Below are 22714 nucleotides of genomic sequence, written 5' to 3'. Positions count from 1 at the left end.
ACCAAAAACCGAAAAGCTTATTAATGAAAATTATTCATTTACATCAAGAAGAAACTAAAATCATAAAGCTTGCTGTCGAAAATAATCGACAAGCACAGCAGCAGATTTACAGTAAGTTTTCTTCGAAAATGTTAAGTGTCTGCCGACAATATATAAAAGATATTCAGCTGGCAGAAGATGTAATGATCACGGCTTTCATGAAAGTATTTACGAATCTAAAAAACTTTGAACATAAAGGAAGTTTTGAAGGCTGGATTCGTAGAATTATGGTTAACGAATGTATTTCGTATTTGAGAGTTCGGAAAAAAGTAAAATTTGCCGAAGATGAATTTTTTACAGAAGAAAGTTTCAACGAAATCGAAAGTCAGTTTACCGTTGATCAAATTCAGTTTTTAATTGATGCTCTGCCAGATGGTTATAAAATGGTTTTCAATTTATACGCCATTGAAGGATATAAACATAATGAGATTGCCAAGATGTTAGGAATTAATGAAGGAACATCGAAATCGCAATTATCGCATGCCAGGAAAATGCTGCAAACACAAATTACAATTCTAAAAAAACAAGAAAATGGAACCGAATAATTTTGAAAAGGATTTCCGTGAAAAACTAAATCAACGCAAAATTGAGCCTAGCGAAAAAGCCTGGGACCGATTAGATGCCATGTTGAGTGTTGCCGAAGAAACTAAAAAGCCAGCTAAAAACAGAAAATGGCTTTATATCGCCGCCAGTATTGTTGGTTTTTTATTAGTTGGAACTTTCTTTTTTAATCAAAAGAAAGACACGATAGAAACACCTAAAAATGTTGTAATTGAAGAAAATATTAAAAAAGATTCTACGGCTAAACCAACTATAAATAAAGTTGAACCAGTTCAAACAGAAACTGTGATCGCCGAAAAAACTGCAGCAGAAACAGTGGCACAAAAATCAAACAAACAGGAAAATAACTTTAATCAAACGAAAAATAAAACCATTAAAAATGAATCAAATCAAATAGCGGAGTCTTCAGTCATCATCAAAAATAATCAAGAAAAACAATCAAATACAAATCCAGTTGTAGTTACCGAAAACCCTAAAAAAGAGAATACAGATCAATTACTCGAAACGGCCGAAAAAACCGTTTTGGCTCAAAGTTCAGTAAAAAAATCAAAAGTAAAAATCAATGCTTCTGATTTACTGAATCAGGTCGATGGCGAATTAGAACTTTCATTTAGAGAAAAAGTAATTACAAAAGTCAATAAAAACTATCAAACGGTAAAAGTGGCTTTAGCGAACAGAAATCAGCAGGAGAAAGAATAAAGAGCATAGAATAAAGAAGCAAGAAACAAGAGTACAGATTTTCAGTTCCGAAGGAACGATCCATATTGTAGCGTCGGGTTTCAACCCGATGGAGATGGAATAAAGAAGCAAGAAATAAGAATATAGATTTTCAGTTCCGAAGGAGCGATTCATATTGTAGCGTCGGGTTTCAACCCGATGGAAATGCAATAAAGAATTCACCATTCACCATTAATGATTAAAAAAATCATCATCAATCACAATCAAAATTAAAAAATCAATCATGAAAAACTTTACCATTTACCTCGTAATCCTCGTTTTCTTATTCGTAAGCAAAGTACTGGGACAAGAAACCTTTGAATCAAGAGCAAAGCAAATTGCCAATAAAATTGAAAAGATTACCAAAGAAGAAAAAGAAACTCTGAAACAAGAAATTGAAGCAGTAAATGTGCAATTATCAGAAGGAAAAATTACGCAAGAGCAAGCTGATAAGCGCAAAAAAGAATTAGCAGAAGCCCGTGCTGTAATTATTGAAGAAAAAGTGACTTTAGCACAAAACGAACTAAACGATTTGGTTCAGCAAAAAGTCGATGGAAAAATCAAAGAAAGAGATTCAATAAAAAAGCATTCTTTGGTTATTCGTTGGAATAATGATAAAAAAAGTAAAGATTCTATTCGAGGCGAAAAAAGAACAACATCGCAATTTGTATTTGCAATGGGTTTGAATAATACAATGGTCGACGGAAAATTACAGGATTCAAATTACCGTTTTATGGGTTCGCATTTTTACGAATGGGGTTTTACTTATAACTCAAGATTAATGAAAAACGATAATCTGCTTCATGCAAAATACGGACTTTCCTTAATGTACAATAATATTCGTCCAACAGATAACAGGAGTTTTGTAGTAGATGGCGATCAAACCAATTTGGTAGAAAATCCGGTTCATTTGACAGAATCTCGTTTTAGAAATGTGTATTTGGTTGCTCCGGTTCATTTAGAATTTGACTTTACAAAGGCTGGCGAAAACAATGGGAAAAAATATTTCAAAACCCACAAAAGTTTCCGTTTTGGAGTAGGAGGTTACGCCGGAATTAACGTGAAATCAAAACAGATTTTAAAATTTGAAGAAGACGATTTAAAATATAAAACTACAATTAAAGGCGATTATAATGTAAATAATTTTATTTACGGTTTGAGTTCTTACATTGGTTACAGAGAATTGAGTTTGTATTTTAAATACGATTTAAATCCCATATTTCAGGATAATTTAACCAAAGAAAATAATGTTTCCTTAGGTTTACGCCTTGATTTGAATTGAGAATAAAGTTTGAGTTTAGTTAGTAGAAAAAGTGTTTCGAAAGAGGCACTTTTTTTATTTTAATAACAAAAATTCAAAATGGATTTATGTACTTTTACAAGCTATAATTTTTAAAAAACAAATTACGTTTTGATTTCACAAAGTACAATAGATTCTGTTTTTGAAACTGCTCGTGTAGAGGAGGTTATTGGTGATTTTGTCAATTTAAAGCGCGCAGGAAGTAACTACAAAGGTTTGAGCCCATTTTCGGATGAGCGCTCACCTTCGTTTATGGTTTCGCCTGCAAAAGGAATCTGGAAAGATTTTAGTTCCGGAAAAGGCGGGAATTCAGTTGCTTTTTTAATGGAGCATTCCCATTTTACCTATCCCGAAGCCATTCGGTATTTAGCCAAAAAATACAACATTGAAATCGAAGAAACCGAACAGACAGATGCTGAAAAGGCAATGACAGATGTTCGTGAAAGTATGTATCTGGTTTCAGAATTTGCTGCAAAGTATTTTGAGGATGTAATGGCTAATACCGAAGAAGGAAAAGCCATTGGTTTATCTTATTTTAAAGAAAGAGGATTTACTGCCGAAACGATCAAAAAATTTAATTTAGGATATTCTCCCGAAACCTGGGATGCATTGACCAAAGAAGCACTCGGAAAAGGCTATAAATTAGAATTTCTGGAAAGTACAGGTTTAACAATTGCTAGAGAAGATCGTCCTTTTGACCGTTTTAAAGGACGTGTAATGTTCCCAATTCACAGTATGTCGGGACGTGTTTTAGGTTTTGGAGGACGTATTTTAACTAATGACAAAAAAGCAGCAAAATACCTGAATTCACCCGAAAGTGATATTTACCATAAAAGTAAAGTGCTTTATGGAATTTATCAGGCAAAGCAGTCAATTGCAAAACTAAATAATTGTTATTTGGTAGAAGGGTATACTGATGTAATTCAGTTTAATCAAGCCGGAATTGAAAATGTTGTGGCTTCTTCAGGAACAGCTTTAACGCCAGATCAAATTCGATTGGTTAATCGTTTGACCAAAAATATTACCGTACTTTTTGACGGGGACGCTGCCGGATTGCGAGCTTCTATTCGAGGAATAGATTTGATTTTGGAAGAAGGTATGAATGTTAGGGTTTGTACTTTTCCTGATGGAGAAGATCCTGATAGTTTTGCCCGCAAAAATTCGCACGATGCATTAGTTGCTTATTTAGAAGAAAACAGTAAAGACTTTATACAGTTTAAAGCTTCTATCTTGATGAATGAAGCTAAAAATGACCCAATCAAAAAAGCAGACTTGATTCGTGATATGGTAACCAGTATTTCTAAAATACCAGACCGTATTCAACGTGAAGTATATATTCAGGAATGCGCCCGAATTATGGATATTTCGGAGCAGGTTTTGGTAAGTACGCTGGCGCAATTGATTCAAAAAGATATTGCAGATGCTAATAAAAAGCAAAAACAAGAACAAAAACCTTTTGATGTTGTTAGAAACCAGCCTTCAAAAAATGCTAACTATTCTGGAGGAGATCCCGAAGATCCAAGAACAGGGCCGCCGGATGATTATCCGGGAGAGCCAGGGTTTTATCCTGCAGAGCAGGCAGAAAAAGTAGATATTTTGTACGGTTTCGAAAGAAAAATTATTGAAATATTATTGCTTTACGGAAGTGTAGAAGAAGACTTTGAAGATGTTTTCCTGAAAGCAGATGAAGAAGGGGTTGTTAAAGAAGTAAGTGAAAAGCGAAAATACAGAGTTTTCGAAAAAGTCTATTTGAGTCTTCAGGAAGATGAAGTAGAATTGTCAAATACGTTATTTCAAAATATTTACACCAATATTATTGAATTCTATAATCAAAATGAAGCTTTTAGTCTTGATAAATATTTGATGCACTTACAGCCTGATTTTGCGCAGGAAGTGACCAATATTTTAATGGAAGATGAAAAAGTAACCATTCACAACTGGGAAGGACAGAATATTTTTCCGAAACATAAAAATGTAACTATCGAACAAAACGTTTCAGATACTATATTTTCTATGAGATGGTTTTTGGTTTCAAAACTTATTCATGAATTAAAAAATTCACTTATTTCTGATCCGCAGGAAGATAATTCAGAATTGTTGATGATGGTAGTAGATTATTCTAAACTGCTCAATAATTTCTCTAAAAAGCTGGGAAGGGTAGTAGTTCCTTACCATGGCGGATAAAAATCAAAAAGCTCTATAGTGATAAACAATATAGAGCTTTTTTTATGGTCGATGATTCTGGCCTAAGCGAATCAGGATACCATCAAATTAAATAATTTCTAAAGTCTTAGCCTTATTTACTAAGTCTACTAAATTAGTAACGTTTAATTTAGTTAATAATCTTAGTTTGTAAGTACTGATCGTTTTCTCGTTCAGATTTAAGATTTTAGAAATCTCATTGTTTTTCTTACCATCACTTAAATAACGTAAAACCTCGATTTCACGGTTAGAAAGTTTTCTGTACAAACGTTCGCTCTTGCTTTGTTTAGCAATAAGGGCCATGTTTTTGCGAACTGTTTCGTTGATGATAATTTTACCTTCGTGTACTTTAATAATAGAAAGACCTAAAGTTTCAAGTTTTTCTGTTTTGTGTACATACCCGGATACTCCTGCTTTAATAGCATTTGGAGCATACATTTGCTCAGCTAGGTCACTGAAAATTACAATTTTTGTCTTCGGGAAATTTTTCAAGATTGATTTAACTTCGAAGATACTTGAAAGTCCTTCTAATTCTAGATCTAAGATTAGGATGTCGATTTCCTTCGTTTGAAGAATATCTCTAACCATTGAAAAATTGCCTACGTTGGCAACAATTGAAATTTGATCGTGGTCTTTGAAATAAGACTTAACGCCAAAGTGAGTCACAGGATGATTGTCTGCAAGACATACTTTAATCATAATTTTACCTTTTTAGAATTGTTATCATGTTTTTGGAATTGTAAAATTAATAAATAAATTCTGTAATTAATTATTGACAAATGTTAAAAATTTTATTTTAACGTTTTTGGGATCAAACAAACTGGTATTGCATCCATTTTATGCTTGTTGCTGGTGTTTAATCTTTTATAAATTTCAAAGACAGATTTTTCTCTCCCGTTGAAGTCATCCACCGTTTTTCCTGACTCCGCGGCAAGCATCGCCCATTCCAGCTCGTCGTAACTTGCGCCTAATTGATCTTCATCTGTTCTGTTATCTCCAAAAAGTCCATCTGTAGGGGCAGCTGTTAAAATTGAATTTGGAACAGTTAAAAATTCGCCTAAAGCATAAACATCAGACTTCATTAAGTCAGCAATTGGGCTTAGGTCAACACCGCCGTCACCATACTTTGTGTAGAATCCTACACCAAAATCTTCTACCTTATTCCCCGTTCCGGCTACTAAAAGCCCATGAATACCAGCTAGATAGTATAAAGAAGTCATTCTTAAACGCGCTCTTGTGTTGGCTAATGATAAATTAACTTTTGTTGAATCTTTTGAAGTTGGCACAGATGACTTAAACGCCTCAAAAGTGTCAGTTAAATCTGTTTTTACACTCGAAACGTTAGGAAAACGTTTTTTTAACTGATCAATATGTTCTCTTCCTCTTGACACCTGACTTTCAGCCTGATGAATCGGCATTTCAACACATAAAACTTGTAAACCGGTCTGTGCACATAGTGTAGAGGTCACTGCAGAGTCAACTCCGCCTGAGATTCCGATTACAAATCCGTTGACTTTTGCATTAGCAGCATAATTTTTTAACCATTCAACAATATGTGTATTTACTTTTTCTGTTTGAATTGTGCTTTTTTTAGCCATAATAGTTCAAGTTTTAAGATGGAGGGATGTATATTTGCAGAATTATTTTTTTAAGTAGAAAAGTACTTAAAATCCAGCAACACAAATCTAAATAAAATAAAATGAAAATTTATCGCTTTGTAGTGGTTCTGTGCTTGTTTTTTTTGTCTTGTGACCAAAAAACAAAGGTTGAAAAAGAGGTTGAAGAAATTCCGGTAGATATAAAAGTAGAGCGTTTTGATAAAGCGTTTTTTGAAGCTAAACCTGAGGATCTTGCGAAGCTGAAAAAACAATATCCATATTTTTTTCCCGGAAACGATGATAACGTTTGGCTTCAAAAAATGAAAGAGCCAATTTGGAGAGAAGTTTACGAAGAGGTACAAAAAAAATACAGCAATTTCGAGCCTGTCCGTGAGGAATTCAATGAGCTTTTTAAACACATAAAATATTATTTCCCAAAAACTAAAACGCCAAAAGTTGTTACAGTAATAGGAGAAATGGATTATAACGCAAAAGCAATTTATGCAGACAGCCTTGTTGTGGTTGCTTTAGAACTGTATTTAGGTAAGGATCATAAATTTTATGAGTTTCCGGCTTATTTGAAATACAATTTTGAAGAAAAACAAATTATGCCCGATGTAGTTTCGAGTTTTACGTACCGAAACATTCCTGCTTATCCGGATAAAAACCTAATTTCTCAAATGATTTTTGAAGGGAAACAGTTGTATGCAAAAGATTTGCTTCTGCCGAATTACACAGATGCAGAAAAAATGGGTTATACGCCCGAACAAATAAAATGGTGCGAAGAAAATGAAAGCTATATGTGGCGTTATTTTCTTGAAAGCGAAATGTTGTACAGTTTAGATCCTAAATTAACAACACGATTTATAGCACCTGCTCCGTTTTCTAAATTTTATTTAGAAATAGACAACGATTCTCCGGGAAGAGTCGGAGCGTGGATTGGCTGGCAGATTGTTCGTTCGTATATGAAAAACAACAATGTGCCGCTATCAGAATTATTAAAAGTGAATGCAAAAGAAATTTTCGAAAAGTCCAAATATAAACCTAAGAAATAATGTCAAATACAATACAATCAGAAATTAAATTCAACGTCGAGTTAGACGAAAACCGTGTTCCGGAAAAATTAACGTGGAGCGCACAAGACGGCGGTGTTCAGGCTGAAGAAGCAAAAGCTATAATGTTATCAATTTGGGACAGTAAAGCAAAAGAAACAATGCGTATTGATTTATGGACAAAAGATATGCCGGTAGATGAAATGAAAATTTTCTTTCACCAAACATTAGTTGCAATGGCCGATACTTTTAAACGCGCCACAGATGACGAAAAAATGTCAGACACAATGAAAGATTTCTGCGATTACTTTGCAGAGAAACTGGAGCTTACGAAGTAGTAGTTTTAAATTCCAATAAAAAAATCCCAAATTCCAATTTAAGGTTGGAGTTTGGGATTTTTTATATTTTAAAATTTAATCTTAGTATTGGAATTTGGATTTTAAAAAATTGAAATTTAACTTCTTAAATAGAATCTAAAAACCCGCTGTTGCTTTTAAAAACCTCTTGATTCACTTCATCGATATAAGTCAAAAGTTCTTCTTTTCCAATAGATTCTGTAGATGAGGTTACGAAATATTGTGGCATTTCGGCCCAATTGTTGGCAAACATTTGTTTTTTGTAAGCCGCAATGTGTGAATCGATTTTTACTTTACTGATTTTGTCTGCTTTGGTGAAAATAATACAAAACGGAATTTCGCTTTCTCCCATATAAGACATAAATTCAATGTCAATTTTTTGAGCTTCGTGGCGAATATCAATTAAAACAAAAGCGCAGACTAACTGCTCTCTGTTTTCAAAATAATCGGTAATAAACTGCTGGAAAATTGATTTTGTTTTTTTTGAAACTTTAGCATAACCATAACCCGGTAAATCGACTAAAAACCAATTGTTATTGATTTTAAAGTGATTTATCAGCTGTGTTTTTCCTGGTCTTCCAGATGTTTTTGCTAAATTTTTATGATTGGTAATCATGTTAATCAAAGATGATTTACCAACGTTTGATCTGCCTATAAATGCATATTCCGGCAGAAAATCTTTCGGGCATTTTGATGCATCAGAATTACTGATGATAAATTCGGCGGTATTAATTTTCATATTCTTGTTTTTTAAAACCTCCTTAAAATTGAAAGTTAGAGGCTATAATTTCTGCTCAGTAAGCCATTTTTCAAGAATTTCATTAAATTCCTGAGGATGTTCCATCATAGCTGCGTGTCCACATTTGTCAATCCAATACAAAGTTGAATTTGGCAATAATTTATCAAATTCTTCGGCAACATTAGGCGGCGTTACAGAGTCGTTTTTACCCCAAATAATACAGGTTTCAACTGTCATTTTTGGTAAATCTTTAGCCATATTATGACGAATAGCGCTCTTTGCAATCGTTAAAGTTTTAATCAATTTGATACGATCGTTAGCCGTTGCATACACTTCATCAATAAGGTCAGGAGTGGCAATTTTAGGGTCATAAAATACATCTTCAGCTTTCTTCTTGATGTACTCATAATCACCTCTTCTTGGATAACTGTCTCCCATTGCGCTTTCGTAAAGTCCAGAGCTTCCGGTGATTACAAGTCCGGCTACTTTTTCAGGATATAATTTTGTGTGGTACAATGCAATATGGCCTCCCAATGAATTTCCTAATAAAATAACCTTGTCAAAACCTTTAAAAGTGATGAAATCCTTAACGTATTTAGCAAAGCTTTTTACATTCGTTTTTAAAATGCTTTGTGTGTATATTGGCAAATCCGGAATAACAACTTTATATCCTTTCGTTGGGAAATATTCTGCTACACCATCAAAGTTACTAAGGCCTCCCATTAACCCGTGTAAAATTACAATAGGGGTTCCTTCGCCAGCTTCAAAATAGCTGTATTTGCCTTCTTTTTTGTAGTTTTTGTCCATCTAGTTTAATGCCAATTTCAATTTCGACAAATATAGGGTTTAATAAATAAAAATGAATTTTTGCTGCCATTTTTTAACTACATAATTTTAGTAGAATTTATAAGTGTTTAAAAATCAGATTTTAGGGTGTGTTTTGTTATATTATCGAATTGTTAAAATGATTGCATTATAATTACTTTTTTAAGAGAAAGACTATTTATTTTTTTTAATTGTTAAAGGATTGGATTCTTAAACTGATTAATATCTAAAGTGTTGATTTGATAATAATTAAGTGAAGTGGTAGAAATGTGGTTAAACTTATTAACAAAGTGGTATTTAGTGGTAATATGTGGTAATTTTTTTTATATTTTTGCTGTATAACATGTTAAGTGGATTTTCTTGAACACAATTGTAGGAACATATGAGTGTAAAGTCGATGCTAAAGGGAGGTTAATGATACCTGCGCCTTTGAAAAAGCAATTGGCTTCTTCCCTTCAGGACGGTTTTGTCTTGAAGCGCTCTGTTTTTCAGCAATGTTTGGAGTTGTACCCAATGGATGAGTGGAATTTGATGATGGCGAAAATTAACAAGTTGAATCGTTTTGTAAAAAAGAACAATGATTTCATTCGCAGATTTACTGCCGGCGTAAAAGTGGTAGAGATTGATGCATTAGGAAGATTGTTAGTGCCAAAAGATTTGGTAACTTTTTCTGGTATTGCTAAAGATGTTGTTTTTTCATCTGCGGTTAATATTGTAGAGATTTGGGATAAAGATTTATACGAAAAATCAATAAGCGGCGAAGATATGGATTTTGCAGATTTAGCCGAAGAAGTAATGGGAAATATTAATGACGACGACAATGGAATATCATAATCCGGTTTTACTTCATCCAACAGTTGATGGTTTAAATATTAAGCCAGACGGCATTTACGTAGATGTAACGTTTGGCGGCGGCGGTCACTCAAAAGAAATTTTGAGACGTTTAGGGCCAAACGGAAAGTTATTCGCCTTTGATCAGGATGAAGATGCTTTAGCAAATGCCCTGCCAGACGAAAGGTTTACTTTAATTAATGAGAATTTCAGATTTATAAAAAGGTTTCTTCGTTTTCATGGTGTTAAAGGTGTAGATGGAATCTTGGCAGATTTAGGAGTTTCATCACATCAGTTTGATGTTCCGGAAAGAGGTTTTTCAACCCGATTTGATGCCGAGCTGGATATGCGGATGAGTCAGAAAAATGATTTAAATGCTTATCGTGTGGTTAACGAATATGAAGAACAGGATTTACGTCGTGTTTTTTTTGATTATGGGGAGTTGAAAAACGCGCCGGTTTTAGCAAGAACAATTGTAGAAGCGAGAAGAGATTATCCAATCAAAACGACAGATGAACTGAAAGACGTTTTGAAGAAATTTTTACCTGAGAAAGTTCGAAACAAAATATTGGCCCAAATTTATCAGGCCATTCGAATTGAAGTGAATCAGGAAATGGACGTTCTAAAAGAATTTATTGAACAGTCGTTAGAGATTTTGAATCCGGGCGGAAGACTTTCAGTAATCTCATACCATTCTTTAGAAGACAGACTGGTAAAAAGATTTATTAAAAACGGAATGTTTGAAGGAGAGCCGGAAAGAGATTTTTTCGGAAATTTTTCAGTACCGTTTAAAACAATAGGAAAACTGATTGTTCCGGATGATGAAGAAATCAAAATCAACAACAGAGCAAGAAGTGCAAAATTGAGAATTGCCGAAAAGATATAATATATATATAGGTAGAAAAAATGAAAGGTGGAGTATTCAGCATATTAAAAGCAAGGTTTCTAATAAACGATGACGCAGTAAAAAACTGGCGGTTCATAGTTTTTATAATTCTGCTGGCTATTTTGATGATTGCAAATACACAGCGATACGAACAAAAGGTTTTTGAAATCGCAAAACTAAATAATGAAGTAAAAGAATTGCGATCTGAATTTGTAGATCGACGCTCTGAACTGATGAAGTTAAAAATGGAATCGACGATATCAGATAAAATGCTCGAAAAGCAAATTTATCCATCAACAGTTCCTCCAACAAAAATAGAAGTTAAAAAAGAAGAAGAAAAAAGTTTCTTTAAAAGAATATGGCAGTAGACGATAAACATATATCCTACAGAATTTACCTCGTAGCAGTTTTCATCTTTTTGATGGCAATTGCTATTGTTGTTAAATTAACCAATATTCAATGGGTTGAAGGAGATTATTATAGAAAACTGGCAAAACAGCGTACGGTTAGAAATTTTGTAATTCCGGCAAACAAAGGAAATATTTATTCTGCTGACGGAAGTTTATTGGCAACATCAATCCCGAATTATGAAATTCGTTTTGATGCCAAAGCGCCAAAAACTGAAACTTTTGAAAAACATGTAAAAGCATTATCAGATTCTTTAGAAACGATCCTAGATAGGCCATCAGGTTATTATGAAAAAGAATTAAGAAAAGCGAGAGCAAACAAAAACCGATATTATTTAATTGCCCGCAATTTAAGTTATACCGAATATGTAAAAATTAAAGGTTTTCCATTATTCAATTTAGGGGCTTTTAAAGGCGGAATTATTGTAGAACAAGAAACCGTTAGAAAACATCCGATAGGAAAAATTGCCGAAAGAACAATTGGTTACGACCGTATTGATCCGGCAACTGGAGTTGAAGTTGGAAAAGGAATTGAATGGGCATTTAAAAGTTATTTGAACGGAAAAGACGGGAAAATCCTAAAACAAAAAATCGCAAAAGGGCAGTGGAAACCCATTCGTGATTTAAATGAAGTAGACCCAATTGACGGTTATGATGTTATTTCGACAATAGATGTTTTCATTCAGGATATTGCACATCACGCTTTGTTAAAACAACTAGAAGATTACGAAGCAGATCACGGTTGCGTGGTAGTTATGGAAACAGAAACAGGCCATGTAAAGGCGATTTCGAATTTAGGAAGAGCAGAAGATGGATCTTATTACGAAACAACAAATTATGCTATTGCAGAATCTCAGGAGCCGGGATCGACTTTTAAACTAGTTGATTTAATGGCAATTTTAGAAGATAAAGTTGCTGATACAAGTACGGTGTATGATAGTCATGGCGGTGTAGTTAAATATTACGGAAGATCTGTACGTGATTCACACACGGGTGGTTACGGAAAAGTTTCTTTAGCACGCGGATTTGAACTTTCGTCAAATACTGTAATGGTTCAGGCGGTTTATGAAAATTACAAAAGTAATCCGTCTAAGTTTGTGAATCATATTAACGGATACGGATTAAATAAGACATTAGGATTGCATTTTAAAGGAGAAGGAAGACCCTATATTCCGCAGCCTGGAGATAAACATTGGTCAGGAGTTTCACTTCCGTGGATGGCTTTTGGATATAATGTTTCGGTAACACCAATGCAGACTTTGGCTTTTTACAATTCAGTTGCCAATAATGGGGTTATGGTAAAACCACAATTTGTATCTGAAATTAAAGAATGGAACAAAACGATTAAAAAGTTTGATGTTGAAGTAATAAACCCAAGAGTTTGTTCGCCTGAAACAATAAAAAAATTAAAAGCCGTATTACTAAATGTGGTGAAAAAAGGAACAGCTTCTAAGTTGTATTCAAAAGATTTTTCGATGGCAGGAAAAACAGGAACGGCTCAGATGAATTATGGAGGAAAAGAAGGAAAATCAGCATTGTATTATGCATCATCTTTCGTAGGATATTTTCCGGCAGATCATCCAAAATATTCTTGTATTGTGGTAGTTCACAAACCAAATACATCAAAAAATAATTATTACGGAGCAGATGTTGCAGGGCCGGTTTTTAAAAGAATTGCCCAAAAAATATTTACAGATGCACCTTCAACAAATCAAATAAAACAGCTGGATTCTAAAATTGCAAAACAAGAAAGCAGCTATGATAAGTTTGATGTAGAATCAAGAAAAAAATCAAATGCAATTCCTAATTTAAAAGGAATGCCCGGAATGGATGCCGTTGCTTTACTTGAAAATCTTAACGTAAAAATTAAGGTAAAAGTAATAGGAGTAGGAAAAGTGAAAAAACAATCTATTCAGGCGGGACAAGCAATAAATAAAAACACAACAATAGTATTAGAATTATCGTGAAAATACTAAAAGACATATTATACAAAGTGGCTATCGAATCTGTAGCAGGTTCAACAGAAATTGGTATCCAGAAAATTGAATTTGATTCACGTAAAGTAGAGTCAAATGATATTTTTGTGGCCATTCGCGGTTCATTATCTGACGGGCACGACTATATCGAAAAAGCGGTTCAGTTAGGTGCAAAAGCTATTATTTGTGACACACTTCCTCAAAATATTGAGAAAGAAGTAACCTATGTTCAGGTAAAAGATACCAATACAGCATTGGCTTTTATTGCGGCAAATTATTTTGGAGATCCATCTTCAAAACTAAAATTAGTAGGTGTAACAGGAACAAACGGAAAAACAACAATTGCATCGTTATTATTTCAATTGTTTCAAAAAGCAGGATTTAAAGTTGGTTTATTATCAACCGTAAAAATCATGGTTGATGATACAGAATATCCTGCAACGCATACAACACCAGATTCAATTACAATCAATCATTATTTAAATGAAATGATCGAAGCTGGGGTAACGCATTGTTTTATGGAAGTAAGTTCACACGGAATCCATCAAAAACGTACAGAAGCTTTGCATTTTGTAGGCGGGATTTTCACGAACCTTTCGCACGATCATTTAGATTATCACGCCACTTTTGCTGAATATAGAGATGTAAAAAAATCATTTTTTGATTCTCTGCCAAAAACAGCTTTCGCATTATCAAACATCGATGATAAAAACGGAACTGTAATGCTGCAAAATACGACTGCAAGAAAGTTTACATATGCCCTGAAATCGTATGCTGATTTTAAAGCAACAATTTTAGAAAGCCAATTGTCTGGTTTGTTATTAAAAGTAAACGACAATGAAGTTTGGGTAAAACTAATTGGAACTTTTAATGCTTACAATGTTCTGGCTATTTACGGAACTGCAGTTGAGTTAGGAATAGATAGCTTGGAAGCATTGCGTTTACTATCTGATCTAGAAAGTGTTTCAGGACGTTTTCAATACATTGTTACCGATTCAAAAATAACAGCAATTGTAGATTACGCACATACGCCAGATGCTTTAGAAAATGTTCTAAAAACGGTTGATGATATAAGAACCAAAAACGAACAACTAATTACAGTTGTAGGCTGCGGCGGAAACAGAGATAAAACAAAAAGACCAATTATGGCAAAAATTGCTACAGATCTTAGTGATAAAGCAATTTTAACATCAGACAATCCAAGAAACGAAGATCCGGAAGTGATTTTAGACGAAATGGAACAAGGTGTAGAAGCTCATAATTATAAAAAGATATTGAGAATTACAGATAGAAAACAAGCCATTAAAACCGCTTGTCAATTGGCACAGCCAAATGATATTATTCTGATTGCCGGAAAAGGGCATGAAACCTATCAGGAAATAAATGGTGTTCGCCACCATTTTGACGATATGGAGACTGTAAAAGAAATTTTAGACCAACTAAATAAATAATAAAATTTTTAAGTTCAAATACCACTAGAATTGGAATTTGGAGTTTCAAAATTGGAATTTAAAAAATAGAAAAATATGTTATACTATTTATTTGAATATTTTGACAAAACACTTGATTTACCAGGAACAGGAGTATTCCAGTATATCACATTTAGATCGGCTTTAGCATTTTTGCTTTCATTGCTTTTGTCAACTATTTATGGTAAAAGGGTGATTAACTTTTTGCGTCGCCAACAGGTTGGAGAAACAGTTCGCGAACTTGGTTTAGCAGGTCAAAACGAGAAAGCTGGTACGCCAACAATGGGGGGATTGATCATCATTTTTGCCACATTAATTCCGGTTTTTCTATTTGCAAGACTGCACAACATTTATATCGTATTGCTTATTGTAACTACGTTATGGATGGGAACTATTGGTTTTGTTGACGATTATATTAAAATATTCAAAAAAGACAAACAAGGATTAAAAGGAATTTTTAAAGTAATTGGTCAGGTTGGTCTTGGGATAATTGTTGGAGCAGTTTTATATTTTAATCCAGCCGTGACAGTAAGAACAGATACAGGTCGTACAGATGCTTTTAAAGCAAATTTAAGCACAACGGTAGTTTTACCAGCGCCAGTTGAAGAAAAATCGACAGCAACCACAATTCCTTTCGTGAAAAATAATGAATTTGATTATGCCGAAGTGCTGTCATTTATGGGAGACGGATATGAAAAATGGGCTTGGTTGGTATTTATTCCAGTTGTAATTTTTATCATCACAGCAGTTTCAAACGGAGCCAATTTAACAGATGGAATCGATGGTCTCGCGGCCGGAACCTCCGCAGTCTCGGTACTCGCACTCGGAATATTTACATTCGTTTCAGGAAATATCATTTTCTCAAACTATCTAAATATAATGTACATACCCAATTCGGGGGAAATGACCGTCTTTATATCGGCCTTTGTAGGAGCTTTAATTGGATTTCTTTGGTACAATTCATTTCCGGCGTCCGTATTTATGGGAGATACAGGAAGTTTGACTATTGGAGGAATCATTGCGGTTTTAGCCATTGCCGTTCGTAAAGAAATATTGATTGTTTTATTCTGTGGAATTTTCCTTGCCGAAAGTGCTTCAGTAATTATTCAGGTGACTTATTTTAAATATACTAAAAAACGTTTTGGCGAAGGCCGAAGAATTTTCCTGATGTCGCCGTTACATCATCATTATCAGAAAAAAGGATATCACGAAAGTAAAATTGTGACCCGTTTCTGGATTGTTGCCGTAATGTTAGCCATATTATCAATCGTTACATTAAAATTAAGATAGATGAGATTAGTGGTATTGGGCGGAGGAGAAAGCGGTGTTGGAACCGCGATCCTAGGTAAAAAGAAGGGATACGATGTTTTTGTGTCGGATTTTGGAAAGATAAAAGAAAGCTATAAAGAAGTTCTTGTCATTAATAAAATTGCCTGGGAAGAAGAGAAGCATACCGAAGATTTGATTCTAAATGCTGATGTAGTGATGAAAAGTCCGGGAATTCCAGAGAAATCTCCAATAGTTAAAAAGTTGATTGAAAAAGGGGTTAAAGTGATTTCAGAAATCGAATTTGCCGCTCCTTACACAGAAGCAATGACAGTTGGAATTACCGGAAGTAATGGTAAAACAACCACTACAATGCTCACGTATCATTTGCTTAAATCGGCCGGACTCAATGTAGGTTTAGGAGGAAATATAGGAAAGAGTTTTGCCTGGCAGGTAGCCGAAAATAAATTTGACGCATACGTTCTTGAATTAAGCAGTTTTCAATTAGACGGAATAATAGAATATAGGCCTGATATAGCGATAGTTACAAATATTAGCCCGGATCATTTAGACCGATACGAATATAAATATCAAAATTATATCAATTCGAAGTTCCGAATAACGATGAACCAAACCGAAAACGATTATCTCATTTATGATGCAGACGACGAGGCAAGTGCAGAATGGTTAAAAAACAACAAAACAAAAGCAAAATTAATTCCTTTTTCTCTGACTAAAAGTTTTGACGAAGGAGCTTCTATAAATAACAACAAAATGGAAATAAAGATCAACCAAGAAGAGTTTACAATGGAAACAGAATACATTGCGTTAGAAGGAAAACATAATATGAAAAACGCAATGGCAGCAAGCTCTGTAGCAAAATTGATGCAAATTAGAAATGCAACAATTCGTGAAAGTTTATCTAATTTTCAAGGTGTTGAACACCGTTTAGAAAAAGTGTTAAAAATCCAGAATGTACAATACATTAACGATTCAAAAGCAACAAACGTAAACGCTACTTTCTTTGCTTTAGACAGCATGAATGTTCCAACTGTTTGGATTGTTGGAGGAGTTGATAAAGGAAATGATTATAACGAATTAATGCCATTGGTTCGTGAAAAAGTAAAGGCCATTATCTGTCTTGGAGTTGATAACCATAAAATTATTAATGCTTTTGGTGATGTTGTTGATATTATGGTTGAAGTGAACAATATGAACGACGCTGTAAAAACAGCTCAAAAATTAACTGAAAAAGGCGATGCCGTTTTATTGTCTCCAGCCTGTGCAAGTTTCGATTTATTCGAAAACTATGAAGATCGTGGAAAACAATTCAAACAAGCAGTACACAATTTATGATTTTAGATTTTAGAGTTTAGATTGGTCTGAACTTTGAAATTATAGATTATAAAACATTTAAGTTCTTTTTGATTATGACGACGGATGAAATGAAGTTGAGAACAAAAAAGTTCTCTTTAATGATAATTGAATTGGCTGAAAAAATGCCAAATACAAATGTGGTTAGATCAATAACTAATCAAATAGTAAGAAGTGGAACATCTGTTGGAGCTAATTATCGAGCAGTATGCAGAGCCAGAAGTGATAGGGAGTTTGTTGCTAAAATGAATATAGTTTTAGAAGAAGCAGATGAGACTTTATTTTGGTTAGAAATTATAAAAGAAAAAATGTGGATTGCAAAATCTGAATTAGAAACAATTTGGAAAGAAGGAAATGAACTAACAGCAATTTTTGTCAGCAGTTTAAAAACAGTAAACAGAAGAATAAATAAATAAAAACCGAAGGTTTAGAAAATAATCTAAAATCTAAAATCTAAAATCTAAAATCAGAAATCTACAATGAAGCAATTGGTAAACAAACTAAAAGGAGATAGGGTAATATGGTCATTCGTGGCTCTATTGGCGTTGTTTTCGTTTATGCCTGTTTTTAGTGCGAGTAGTAATCTGGCGTATATCGGTCACGGAACCGGAAATACATTAGGTTATCTGGTAAAACATTTGGCACACGTTTGTATAGGTTTCCTTATTATTTACTGGGTTCACAAAGTGCCGTATCATTATTTTAGAGCAATTTCAAAAATTGCGCTTCCGGTGGTTTGGTTGTTGTTATTATACACCTTGTTAAAAGGAACTGTAATTGCAGGAGCAAATGCAAGTCGTTGGATTCAGGTGCCGTTCATTGGAATTACGTTTCAAACATCAACATTAGCGGCAAGCGTATTGTTTATTTATGTAGCCCGTTATTTGTCGAAAACCAAAGAAGAAAATGAGCCGTTTCAAACCTCATTTATTCAGCTTTGGGTTTCGGTGTTTATCACTTTGGCATTGATATTACCGGCCAACTTTTCAACTACAGCGTTGATTTTTGCCATGGTAATGATGCTCACGTTTATTGGTAAATATCCATTAAAATACATTGCCTTTATCATTGGCTCAGGAATTGCGATGTTAGCCTTTTTCCTTTTGGTGGCAAAAGCATTTCCGGAGTCAAGATTCTTCAGCAGGGTTTCAACATGGGAAAGTCGTATTATGAATTTTACGACAGACAAACCAGACGAAGATGATTATCAAATTGAAAAAGCAAAAATTGCAATCGCATCTGGAAGATTAGGCGGATTAGGGCCAGGGAAAAGTGTTCAAAAGAACTTTTTACCACAATCATCTTCCGATTTTATTTATGCCATTGTAGTAGAAGAATATGGTTTAGTAGGCGGAGTTTCAATATTAGTGTTGTATTTATTGTTATTATTCCGATTTGTGATTGCATCACATAAAGCCAATACCTTATTCGGAAAACTAGTCGTCGTTGGACTCGGATTCCCGATGATATTTCAGGCCATGATTAATATGGCTGTTGCAGTAGAATTGCTGCCGGTAACAGGGCAGACGCTTCCGCTGATAAGTTCAGGAGGAAGTTCCATCTGGATGACTTGTTTCTCACTTGGAATCATCATTAGTGTAACCAAGAAAGACGAAGAAATTGCCGAAGAACAAGAAGAAAAAGAAAGAAGAAAAGAAGCGCTTCAACGATTGATAGATAAAGAATTGGCAGAAGAAGATCTGCCGGTTGATGAAAGAGAAGAAATTTACGAAGAAGAAGCCATGTATTCCATTCAGGATAATTCAAAAAATCCGATGAATACAGTTTTAAACAAATAATAAAGGATAAATAGTTTAACGATAACTATTACGAGATATGACAAAGTATAAATTCATATTAAGCGGAGGCGGAACAGGAGGGCATATTTATCCTGCAATTGCGATTGCAAATGAATTAAAATTACAATTTCCTGATGCAGAATTTCTTTTTGTAGGTGCCAAAGATAAAATGGAGATGCAGAAAGTGCCTCAGGCTGGTTACGAAATACAAGGTCTTTGGATTGCTGGTTTACAACGAAAATTAACCTTGCAGAATATGTTGTTTCCTTTAAAACTGGCAGCAAGTTTATTGGAATCAAGAAGAATCATTAGAAAATTCAAACCAAATGTAGTAATTGGAACCGGAGGTTTTGCCAGCGGACCCTTATTGCAAGCGGCAGGATCGGCAGGAATTCCAACTGTAATTCAGGAGCAGAATTCTTTTCCAGGGATAACAAATAAGCTGTTAAGCAAAAAAGCAAATGCAATTTGTGTGGCCTATGAAAATTTAGAGCGATTTTTTCCAAAAGATAAAATCGTTTTGACAGGAAATCCGGTTCGTCAGGATTTAATTGATATTGATGATAAACGCGATGAAGCAATTGCTTTTTATGGTTTAGATCCAAATAAAAAAACATTGCTGGTTCTGGGCGGAAGTTTAGGCGCAAGAAGAATGAATCAATTAATTGAAAAAGAATTGCAAAATTTTCTTTCGCAGGATGTTCAAATCATCTGGCAGTGCGGAAAATTATATTTTGAAGATTATAAAAAACACAATCAGCAAAACGTAAGAGTAGTTGATTTTATTGAAAGAATGGATTTTGTTTACGCTGCCGCAGATGTAATTATTTCAAGAGCAGGAGCTTCATCAGTTTCAGAATTATGCATTGTGGGGAAACCGGTAATTTTTATTCCGTCTCCAAATGTAGCCGAAGATCATCAAACAAAAAACGCACAGGCTATTGTAGAAGCTAAAGGTGCCATTTTGTTGAAAGAAACTGAACTAGACAGCGAGTTTAGCATTGTTTTTGAAGCGCTGCTGAAAGATGACGGAAAACAAAAACAGTTAAGTGCAAACATCAAAAGATTAGCAAAACCAAAAGCAACACAAGATATTGCTGCTGAAATTGTTAAGTTAATCCAGCGATAAGCTTTAAGCAATAGGCTGTAAGCTTTATACTTGCTGCTTAAAGCAAAAAGAATCAAATAATAAAGGCAAAGTTAGAAAGGCCTAAAGCTTAAAGCGTATTGCTTAAAGCAAAAAAAAAGCAAATAAGAAATGAATTTAAATCAAATACAAAACGTTTATTTTATTGGCATCGGAGGAATCGGAATGAGTGCCTTGGCCCGCTATTTTAAATATATCGGGAAACAAGTTTCAGGTTACGATAAAACACCGTCAATGCTGACAAGTGAATTAATTGAAAGTGGTATTGATATTCATTTTGAAGACAATATTAGTTTAATTCCGTCTGATTATTATGTAGAGAATACGCTGGTAATTTTTACGCCTGCGGTTCCAAAAACACATTCAGAATGGAATTATTTCATAGAAAGAAATTATGAAATTAAAAAGCGTGCCGAGGTTTTAGGGATTATCACCAAAGACACTTTTAGTTTCGCAGTTGCCGGAACGCACGGTAAAACAACAACGTCAAGTATTTTAGGACATATTTTATACGAAAGCGGCGCAGATGTTACGGCATTTGTGGGCGGTATTGTAGAGAATTATAATTCTAATTTAATTGGAACCGGAAAAACGGTAACTGTTGTAGAAGCCGACGAATTTGATCGTTCGTTCCTGCATTTACATCCAAATATTGCCTGCGTGACTTCAATGGATGCAGATCATTTGGATATTTACGGAACAAGTGATGCTATTGAAGCTTCGTTTGTGGAGTTTGCTTCTAAAGTTGAAGATAAAAGCAAATTGTTTATAACCAAAGAATTGCCTCTTGACGGAGTTCAATGTGCTATAAATGAAGATGCTGTATACAAAGCATACAATGTTCGAATTGAAGACGGAAGTTATGTTTTTGATGTGCAGACGCCATCAGAAATTATAAAAGACCTTCATTTTGGATTGCCAGGAAAACACAATCTTATGAATGGGTTAATGGCTATTGCGATGGCAAAAACTTATGGCACCCCGACCGATGCCATCGCAAAAGCTATTGCCTCGTTTAACGGAATCAGAAGACGTTTTTCGTATCAGATTAAATCTGAAAAATTAGTTTATATAGATGATTATGCACATCATCCAACAGAAATAAATGCTGTTCATCAAGCTGTTAGAGAGTTATATCCGGAACGTAAAGTTTTGGCGATTTTCCAGCCGCATTTGTTCAGCAGAACAAGAGATTTTGCTGATGGATTTGCCGAAAGCTTATCTCAGTTTGACGAAGTGTTTTTAATGGATATTTATCCGGCACGCGAATTACCGATGGAAGGGATTACATCGCCGTGGCTGTTGGAAAAAATGACCAATTCGAACAAAAAAATTGTTGCAAAAGAAGATTTATTAGCGCAGATTAAAGCCAGTGATGCGCCGATAATTGTAACAATAGGAGCTGGTGATATTGGTGAAATGGTACCGTCAATTAAAAAAATGCTAAATGAAAATATTTAATTGGACAAATATTCGATTAGTACTCATTTTAGGGCTTGTTCTTTTTTTATATTCTTTCGCTCAACACCGAAACGGAGATAGAAAATTGAAGAAATCTATGGTTGTTTTTGTAGGAGAAAATACGCTTTTTGTAAAACCGGAAACGGTTAATAAATTGTTGATAGAAAATAAAAGGGACGCTTCAAGTATTAGAAAAGATGAAGTAGATTTGAATAAGATAGAAAAAAACCTTGATACACAAGACATGATTGAAAAGTCAGATGTTTTTGTAAGTATCGACGGTGTTCTAAAAGCGGTAGTAAAACAGAAGACACCAATAGCGCGAGTTTATGATGGTGATCGCTCTTTTTATATTGACTATGAGGGAAATAAAATGCCCTTGTCAGATAATTTTACGGCGCGAGTTCCTCTTGTTTCAGGGGCAATAAATGAAAAAAATAACGAAGATTTAGCTGCTTTATTTCGCACAATTTACGACGATGCGTTTTTGAAAAAAAACATCATTGCGATACAAATTATGCCTAATGGCAGCCTAAAAATGTTTAACCGAAACTATGATTACTTCATAGATTTTGGTCGTACAATGAATGTTGATAAAAAATTTAGAAACTATAAAGCGTTTTTTCAAAAAGCAGTTTTAGATAGTTCGTTATATAAATACAGCAAGATTGACCTTAGGTTTACGGAACAAGTAGTTTGCACAAAATAA

22 protein-coding genes are annotated in these 22714 nt (G+C 34.2%); 18 read left to right on the top strand and 4 right to left on the bottom strand.

Translation table 11 applies throughout. The features are described 5' to 3' along the window. Positions 1-23: 23 nt before the first annotated feature. The 4 genes from BUE10_RS21655 (at position 24) to dnaG (ending at position 4801) form a co-directional block, all read left to right on the top strand. Positions 24-584, top strand: a complete 561-nt coding sequence (locus BUE10_RS21655; RefSeq protein ID WP_073488936.1) for an RNA polymerase sigma factor — start codon at positions 24-26, stop codon at positions 582-584. After that, on the top strand, positions 571-1299 hold the full coding sequence (locus BUE10_RS21650) for a hypothetical protein (RefSeq protein WP_073488934.1): 729 nt from the start codon (positions 571-573) through the stop codon (positions 1297-1299). Before BUE10_RS21655 ends, BUE10_RS21650 begins: the two co-directional genes overlap by 14 nt. A gap of 262 nt (positions 1300-1561) precedes the next feature. Further along, a complete protein-coding gene (locus BUE10_RS21645; RefSeq protein ID WP_073488932.1) occupies positions 1562-2599 on the top strand; it encodes a hypothetical protein in 1038 nt (345 codons plus the stop codon). 129 nt (positions 2600-2728) lie between these two features. Beyond that, positions 2729-4801, top strand: a complete 2073-nt coding sequence (gene dnaG, locus BUE10_RS21640; protein ID WP_073488930.1) for a DNA primase — start codon at positions 2729-2731, stop codon at positions 4799-4801. An 87-nt stretch (positions 4802-4888) separates the two neighbouring features. On the opposite strand, the gene BUE10_RS21635 is transcribed toward dnaG, so the two are convergent. Next, positions 4889-5518: a response regulator transcription factor gene (locus tag BUE10_RS21635; RefSeq protein ID WP_026730588.1), complete on the bottom strand. Its 630-nt coding sequence runs from the start codon at positions 5516-5518 to the stop codon at positions 4889-4891. 92 nt (positions 5519-5610) lie between these two features. After that, positions 5611-6417, bottom strand: a complete 807-nt coding sequence (nadE, locus tag BUE10_RS21630; RefSeq protein ID WP_073488928.1) for an NAD(+) synthase — start codon at positions 6415-6417, stop codon at positions 5611-5613. Between the two features lie 101 nt (positions 6418-6518). Here nadE and gldB point away from each other — a divergent pair, with 101 nt between their 5' ends. Both gldB and gldC read left to right on the top strand, forming a co-directional pair. Beyond that, on the top strand, positions 6519-7472 hold the full coding sequence (gene gldB / locus BUE10_RS21625; protein ID WP_073488926.1) for a gliding motility lipoprotein GldB: 954 nt from the start codon (positions 6519-6521) through the stop codon (positions 7470-7472). Beyond that, positions 7472-7807 carry a gliding motility protein GldC gene (gene gldC / locus BUE10_RS21620; RefSeq protein WP_053472086.1) on the top strand — a complete coding sequence of 112 codons (336 nt, stop codon included), beginning with the start codon at positions 7472-7474 and terminating at the stop codon, positions 7805-7807. Before gldB ends, gldC begins: the two co-directional genes overlap by 1 nt. Before the next feature lie 124 nt (positions 7808-7931). Here the strand turns inward: gldC and yihA are convergent, their stop codons facing one another. Then, entirely contained in the window at positions 7932-8564 is a 633-nt protein-coding gene (yihA, locus tag BUE10_RS21615) for a ribosome biogenesis GTP-binding protein YihA/YsxC (protein WP_073488924.1), read from the bottom strand. 42 nt (positions 8565-8606) lie between these two features. Next, a complete protein-coding gene (locus BUE10_RS21610) occupies positions 8607-9371 on the bottom strand; it encodes an alpha/beta fold hydrolase (RefSeq protein WP_073488922.1) in 765 nt (254 codons plus the stop codon). Between the two features lie 378 nt (positions 9372-9749). Here BUE10_RS21610 and BUE10_RS21605 point away from each other — a divergent pair, with 378 nt between their 5' ends. From BUE10_RS21605 to BUE10_RS21550, 12 genes are all read left to right on the top strand, one after another. Beyond that, positions 9750-10223, top strand: coding sequence for a division/cell wall cluster transcriptional repressor MraZ (locus BUE10_RS21605; RefSeq protein WP_053472089.1), 474 nt, complete (start codon positions 9750-9752; stop codon positions 10221-10223). Further along, the gene (gene rsmH / locus BUE10_RS21600; protein WP_177178063.1) at positions 10198-11106 is read left to right on the top strand and encodes a 16S rRNA (cytosine(1402)-N(4))-methyltransferase RsmH; all 909 of its coding nucleotides are present in this window, start codon (positions 10198-10200) and stop codon (positions 11104-11106) included. The genes BUE10_RS21605 and rsmH overlap by 26 nt, the downstream gene beginning before the upstream one ends. Before the next feature lie 20 nt (positions 11107-11126). After that, the gene (locus BUE10_RS21595; protein ID WP_053472090.1) at positions 11127-11474 is read left to right on the top strand and encodes an FtsL-like putative cell division protein; all 348 of its coding nucleotides are present in this window, start codon (positions 11127-11129) and stop codon (positions 11472-11474) included. Then, positions 11465-13480 carry a penicillin-binding protein gene (locus BUE10_RS21590; RefSeq protein WP_073488920.1) on the top strand — a complete coding sequence of 672 codons (2016 nt, stop codon included), beginning with the start codon at positions 11465-11467 and terminating at the stop codon, positions 13478-13480. Before BUE10_RS21595 ends, BUE10_RS21590 begins: the two co-directional genes overlap by 10 nt. Continuing rightward, on the top strand, positions 13477-14940 hold the full coding sequence (locus BUE10_RS21585; protein WP_073488918.1) for a UDP-N-acetylmuramoyl-L-alanyl-D-glutamate--2,6-diaminopimelate ligase: 1464 nt from the start codon (positions 13477-13479) through the stop codon (positions 14938-14940). Before BUE10_RS21590 ends, BUE10_RS21585 begins: the two co-directional genes overlap by 4 nt. Positions 14941-15015: 75 nt before the next feature. Next, positions 15016-16248 (top strand): phospho-N-acetylmuramoyl-pentapeptide-transferase, encoded by a 1233-nt coding sequence (gene mraY, locus BUE10_RS21580; protein ID WP_073488916.1) that lies wholly within the window; start codon positions 15016-15018, stop codon positions 16246-16248. Then, on the top strand, positions 16249-17580 hold the full coding sequence (murD, locus tag BUE10_RS21575; RefSeq protein ID WP_073488914.1) for a UDP-N-acetylmuramoyl-L-alanine--D-glutamate ligase: 1332 nt from the start codon (positions 16249-16251) through the stop codon (positions 17578-17580). It abuts the gene before it with no gap. A 119-nt stretch (positions 17581-17699) separates the two neighbouring features. Further along, entirely contained in the window at positions 17700-18014 is a 315-nt protein-coding gene (locus BUE10_RS21570; protein WP_234984786.1) for a four helix bundle protein, read from the top strand. A 63-nt stretch (positions 18015-18077) separates the two neighbouring features. Beyond that, a complete protein-coding gene (locus tag BUE10_RS21565; RefSeq protein ID WP_073488910.1) occupies positions 18078-19397 on the top strand; it encodes an FtsW/RodA/SpoVE family cell cycle protein in 1320 nt (439 codons plus the stop codon). A gap of 37 nt (positions 19398-19434) precedes the next feature. Then, positions 19435-20526 carry an undecaprenyldiphospho-muramoylpentapeptide beta-N-acetylglucosaminyltransferase gene (gene murG / locus BUE10_RS21560; RefSeq protein WP_073488908.1) on the top strand — a complete coding sequence of 364 codons (1092 nt, stop codon included), beginning with the start codon at positions 19435-19437 and terminating at the stop codon, positions 20524-20526. 129 nt (positions 20527-20655) lie between these two features. Next, on the top strand, positions 20656-22005 hold the full coding sequence (murC, locus tag BUE10_RS21555) for a UDP-N-acetylmuramate--L-alanine ligase (RefSeq protein WP_073488906.1): 1350 nt from the start codon (positions 20656-20658) through the stop codon (positions 22003-22005). Beyond that, positions 21992-22714 carry a cell division protein FtsQ/DivIB gene (locus BUE10_RS21550; protein ID WP_056204843.1) on the top strand — a complete coding sequence of 241 codons (723 nt, stop codon included), beginning with the start codon at positions 21992-21994 and terminating at the stop codon, positions 22712-22714. Before murC ends, BUE10_RS21550 begins: the two co-directional genes overlap by 14 nt.

The organism is Flavobacterium sp. CF108, from assembly GCF_900129795.1.
In the GTDB taxonomy this organism is placed as follows: domain Bacteria; phylum Bacteroidota; class Bacteroidia; order Flavobacteriales; family Flavobacteriaceae; genus Flavobacterium.
The sequence above is the reverse complement of the archived record's forward strand: the minus strand, read 5'-3'. Positions and strand labels throughout refer to the sequence as shown.

Excerpts from the sequence above, each read along its gene's own strand:
- murC (WP_073488906.1), top strand. The coding sequence starts at position 20,656 with ATGAATTTAAATCAAATACAAAACGTTTATTTTATTGGCATCGGAGGA.
- BUE10_RS21635 (WP_026730588.1), bottom strand. The coding sequence starts at position 5,518 with ATGATTAAAGTATGTCTTGCAGACAATCATCCTGTGACTCACTTTGGC.
- mraY (WP_073488916.1), top strand. The coding sequence starts at position 15,016 with ATGTTATACTATTTATTTGAATATTTTGACAAAACACTTGATTTACCA.
- BUE10_RS21590 (WP_073488920.1), top strand. The coding sequence starts at position 11,465 with ATGGCAGTAGACGATAAACATATATCCTACAGAATTTACCTCGTAGCA.
- BUE10_RS21570 (WP_234984786.1), top strand. The coding sequence starts at position 17,700 with ATGATAATTGAATTGGCTGAAAAAATGCCAAATACAAATGTGGTTAGA.
- nadE (WP_073488928.1), bottom strand. The coding sequence starts at position 6,417 with ATGGCTAAAAAAAGCACAATTCAAACAGAAAAAGTAAATACACATATT.
- murG (WP_073488908.1), top strand. The coding sequence starts at position 19,435 with ATGACAAAGTATAAATTCATATTAAGCGGAGGCGGAACAGGAGGGCAT.
- yihA (WP_073488924.1), bottom strand. The coding sequence starts at position 8,564 with ATGAAAATTAATACCGCCGAATTTATCATCAGTAATTCTGATGCATCA.
- BUE10_RS21610 (WP_073488922.1), bottom strand. The coding sequence starts at position 9,371 with ATGGACAAAAACTACAAAAAAGAAGGCAAATACAGCTATTTTGAAGCT.
- BUE10_RS21565 (WP_073488910.1), top strand. The coding sequence starts at position 18,078 with ATGAAGCAATTGGTAAACAAACTAAAAGGAGATAGGGTAATATGGTCA.
- BUE10_RS21650 (WP_073488934.1), top strand. The coding sequence starts at position 571 with ATGGAACCGAATAATTTTGAAAAGGATTTCCGTGAAAAACTAAATCAA.
- murD (WP_073488914.1), top strand. The coding sequence starts at position 16,249 with ATGAGATTAGTGGTATTGGGCGGAGGAGAAAGCGGTGTTGGAACCGCG.
- gldC (WP_053472086.1), top strand. The coding sequence starts at position 7,472 with ATGTCAAATACAATACAATCAGAAATTAAATTCAACGTCGAGTTAGAC.
- gldB (WP_073488926.1), top strand. The coding sequence starts at position 6,519 with ATGAAAATTTATCGCTTTGTAGTGGTTCTGTGCTTGTTTTTTTTGTCT.
- BUE10_RS21550 (WP_056204843.1), top strand. The coding sequence starts at position 21,992 with ATGAAAATATTTAATTGGACAAATATTCGATTAGTACTCATTTTAGGG.
- BUE10_RS21655 (WP_073488936.1), top strand. The coding sequence starts at position 24 with ATGAAAATTATTCATTTACATCAAGAAGAAACTAAAATCATAAAGCTT.
- BUE10_RS21595 (WP_053472090.1), top strand. The coding sequence starts at position 11,127 with ATGAAAGGTGGAGTATTCAGCATATTAAAAGCAAGGTTTCTAATAAAC.
- BUE10_RS21645 (WP_073488932.1), top strand. The coding sequence starts at position 1,562 with ATGAAAAACTTTACCATTTACCTCGTAATCCTCGTTTTCTTATTCGTA.
- rsmH (WP_177178063.1), top strand. The coding sequence starts at position 10,198 with ATGACGACGACAATGGAATATCATAATCCGGTTTTACTTCATCCAACA.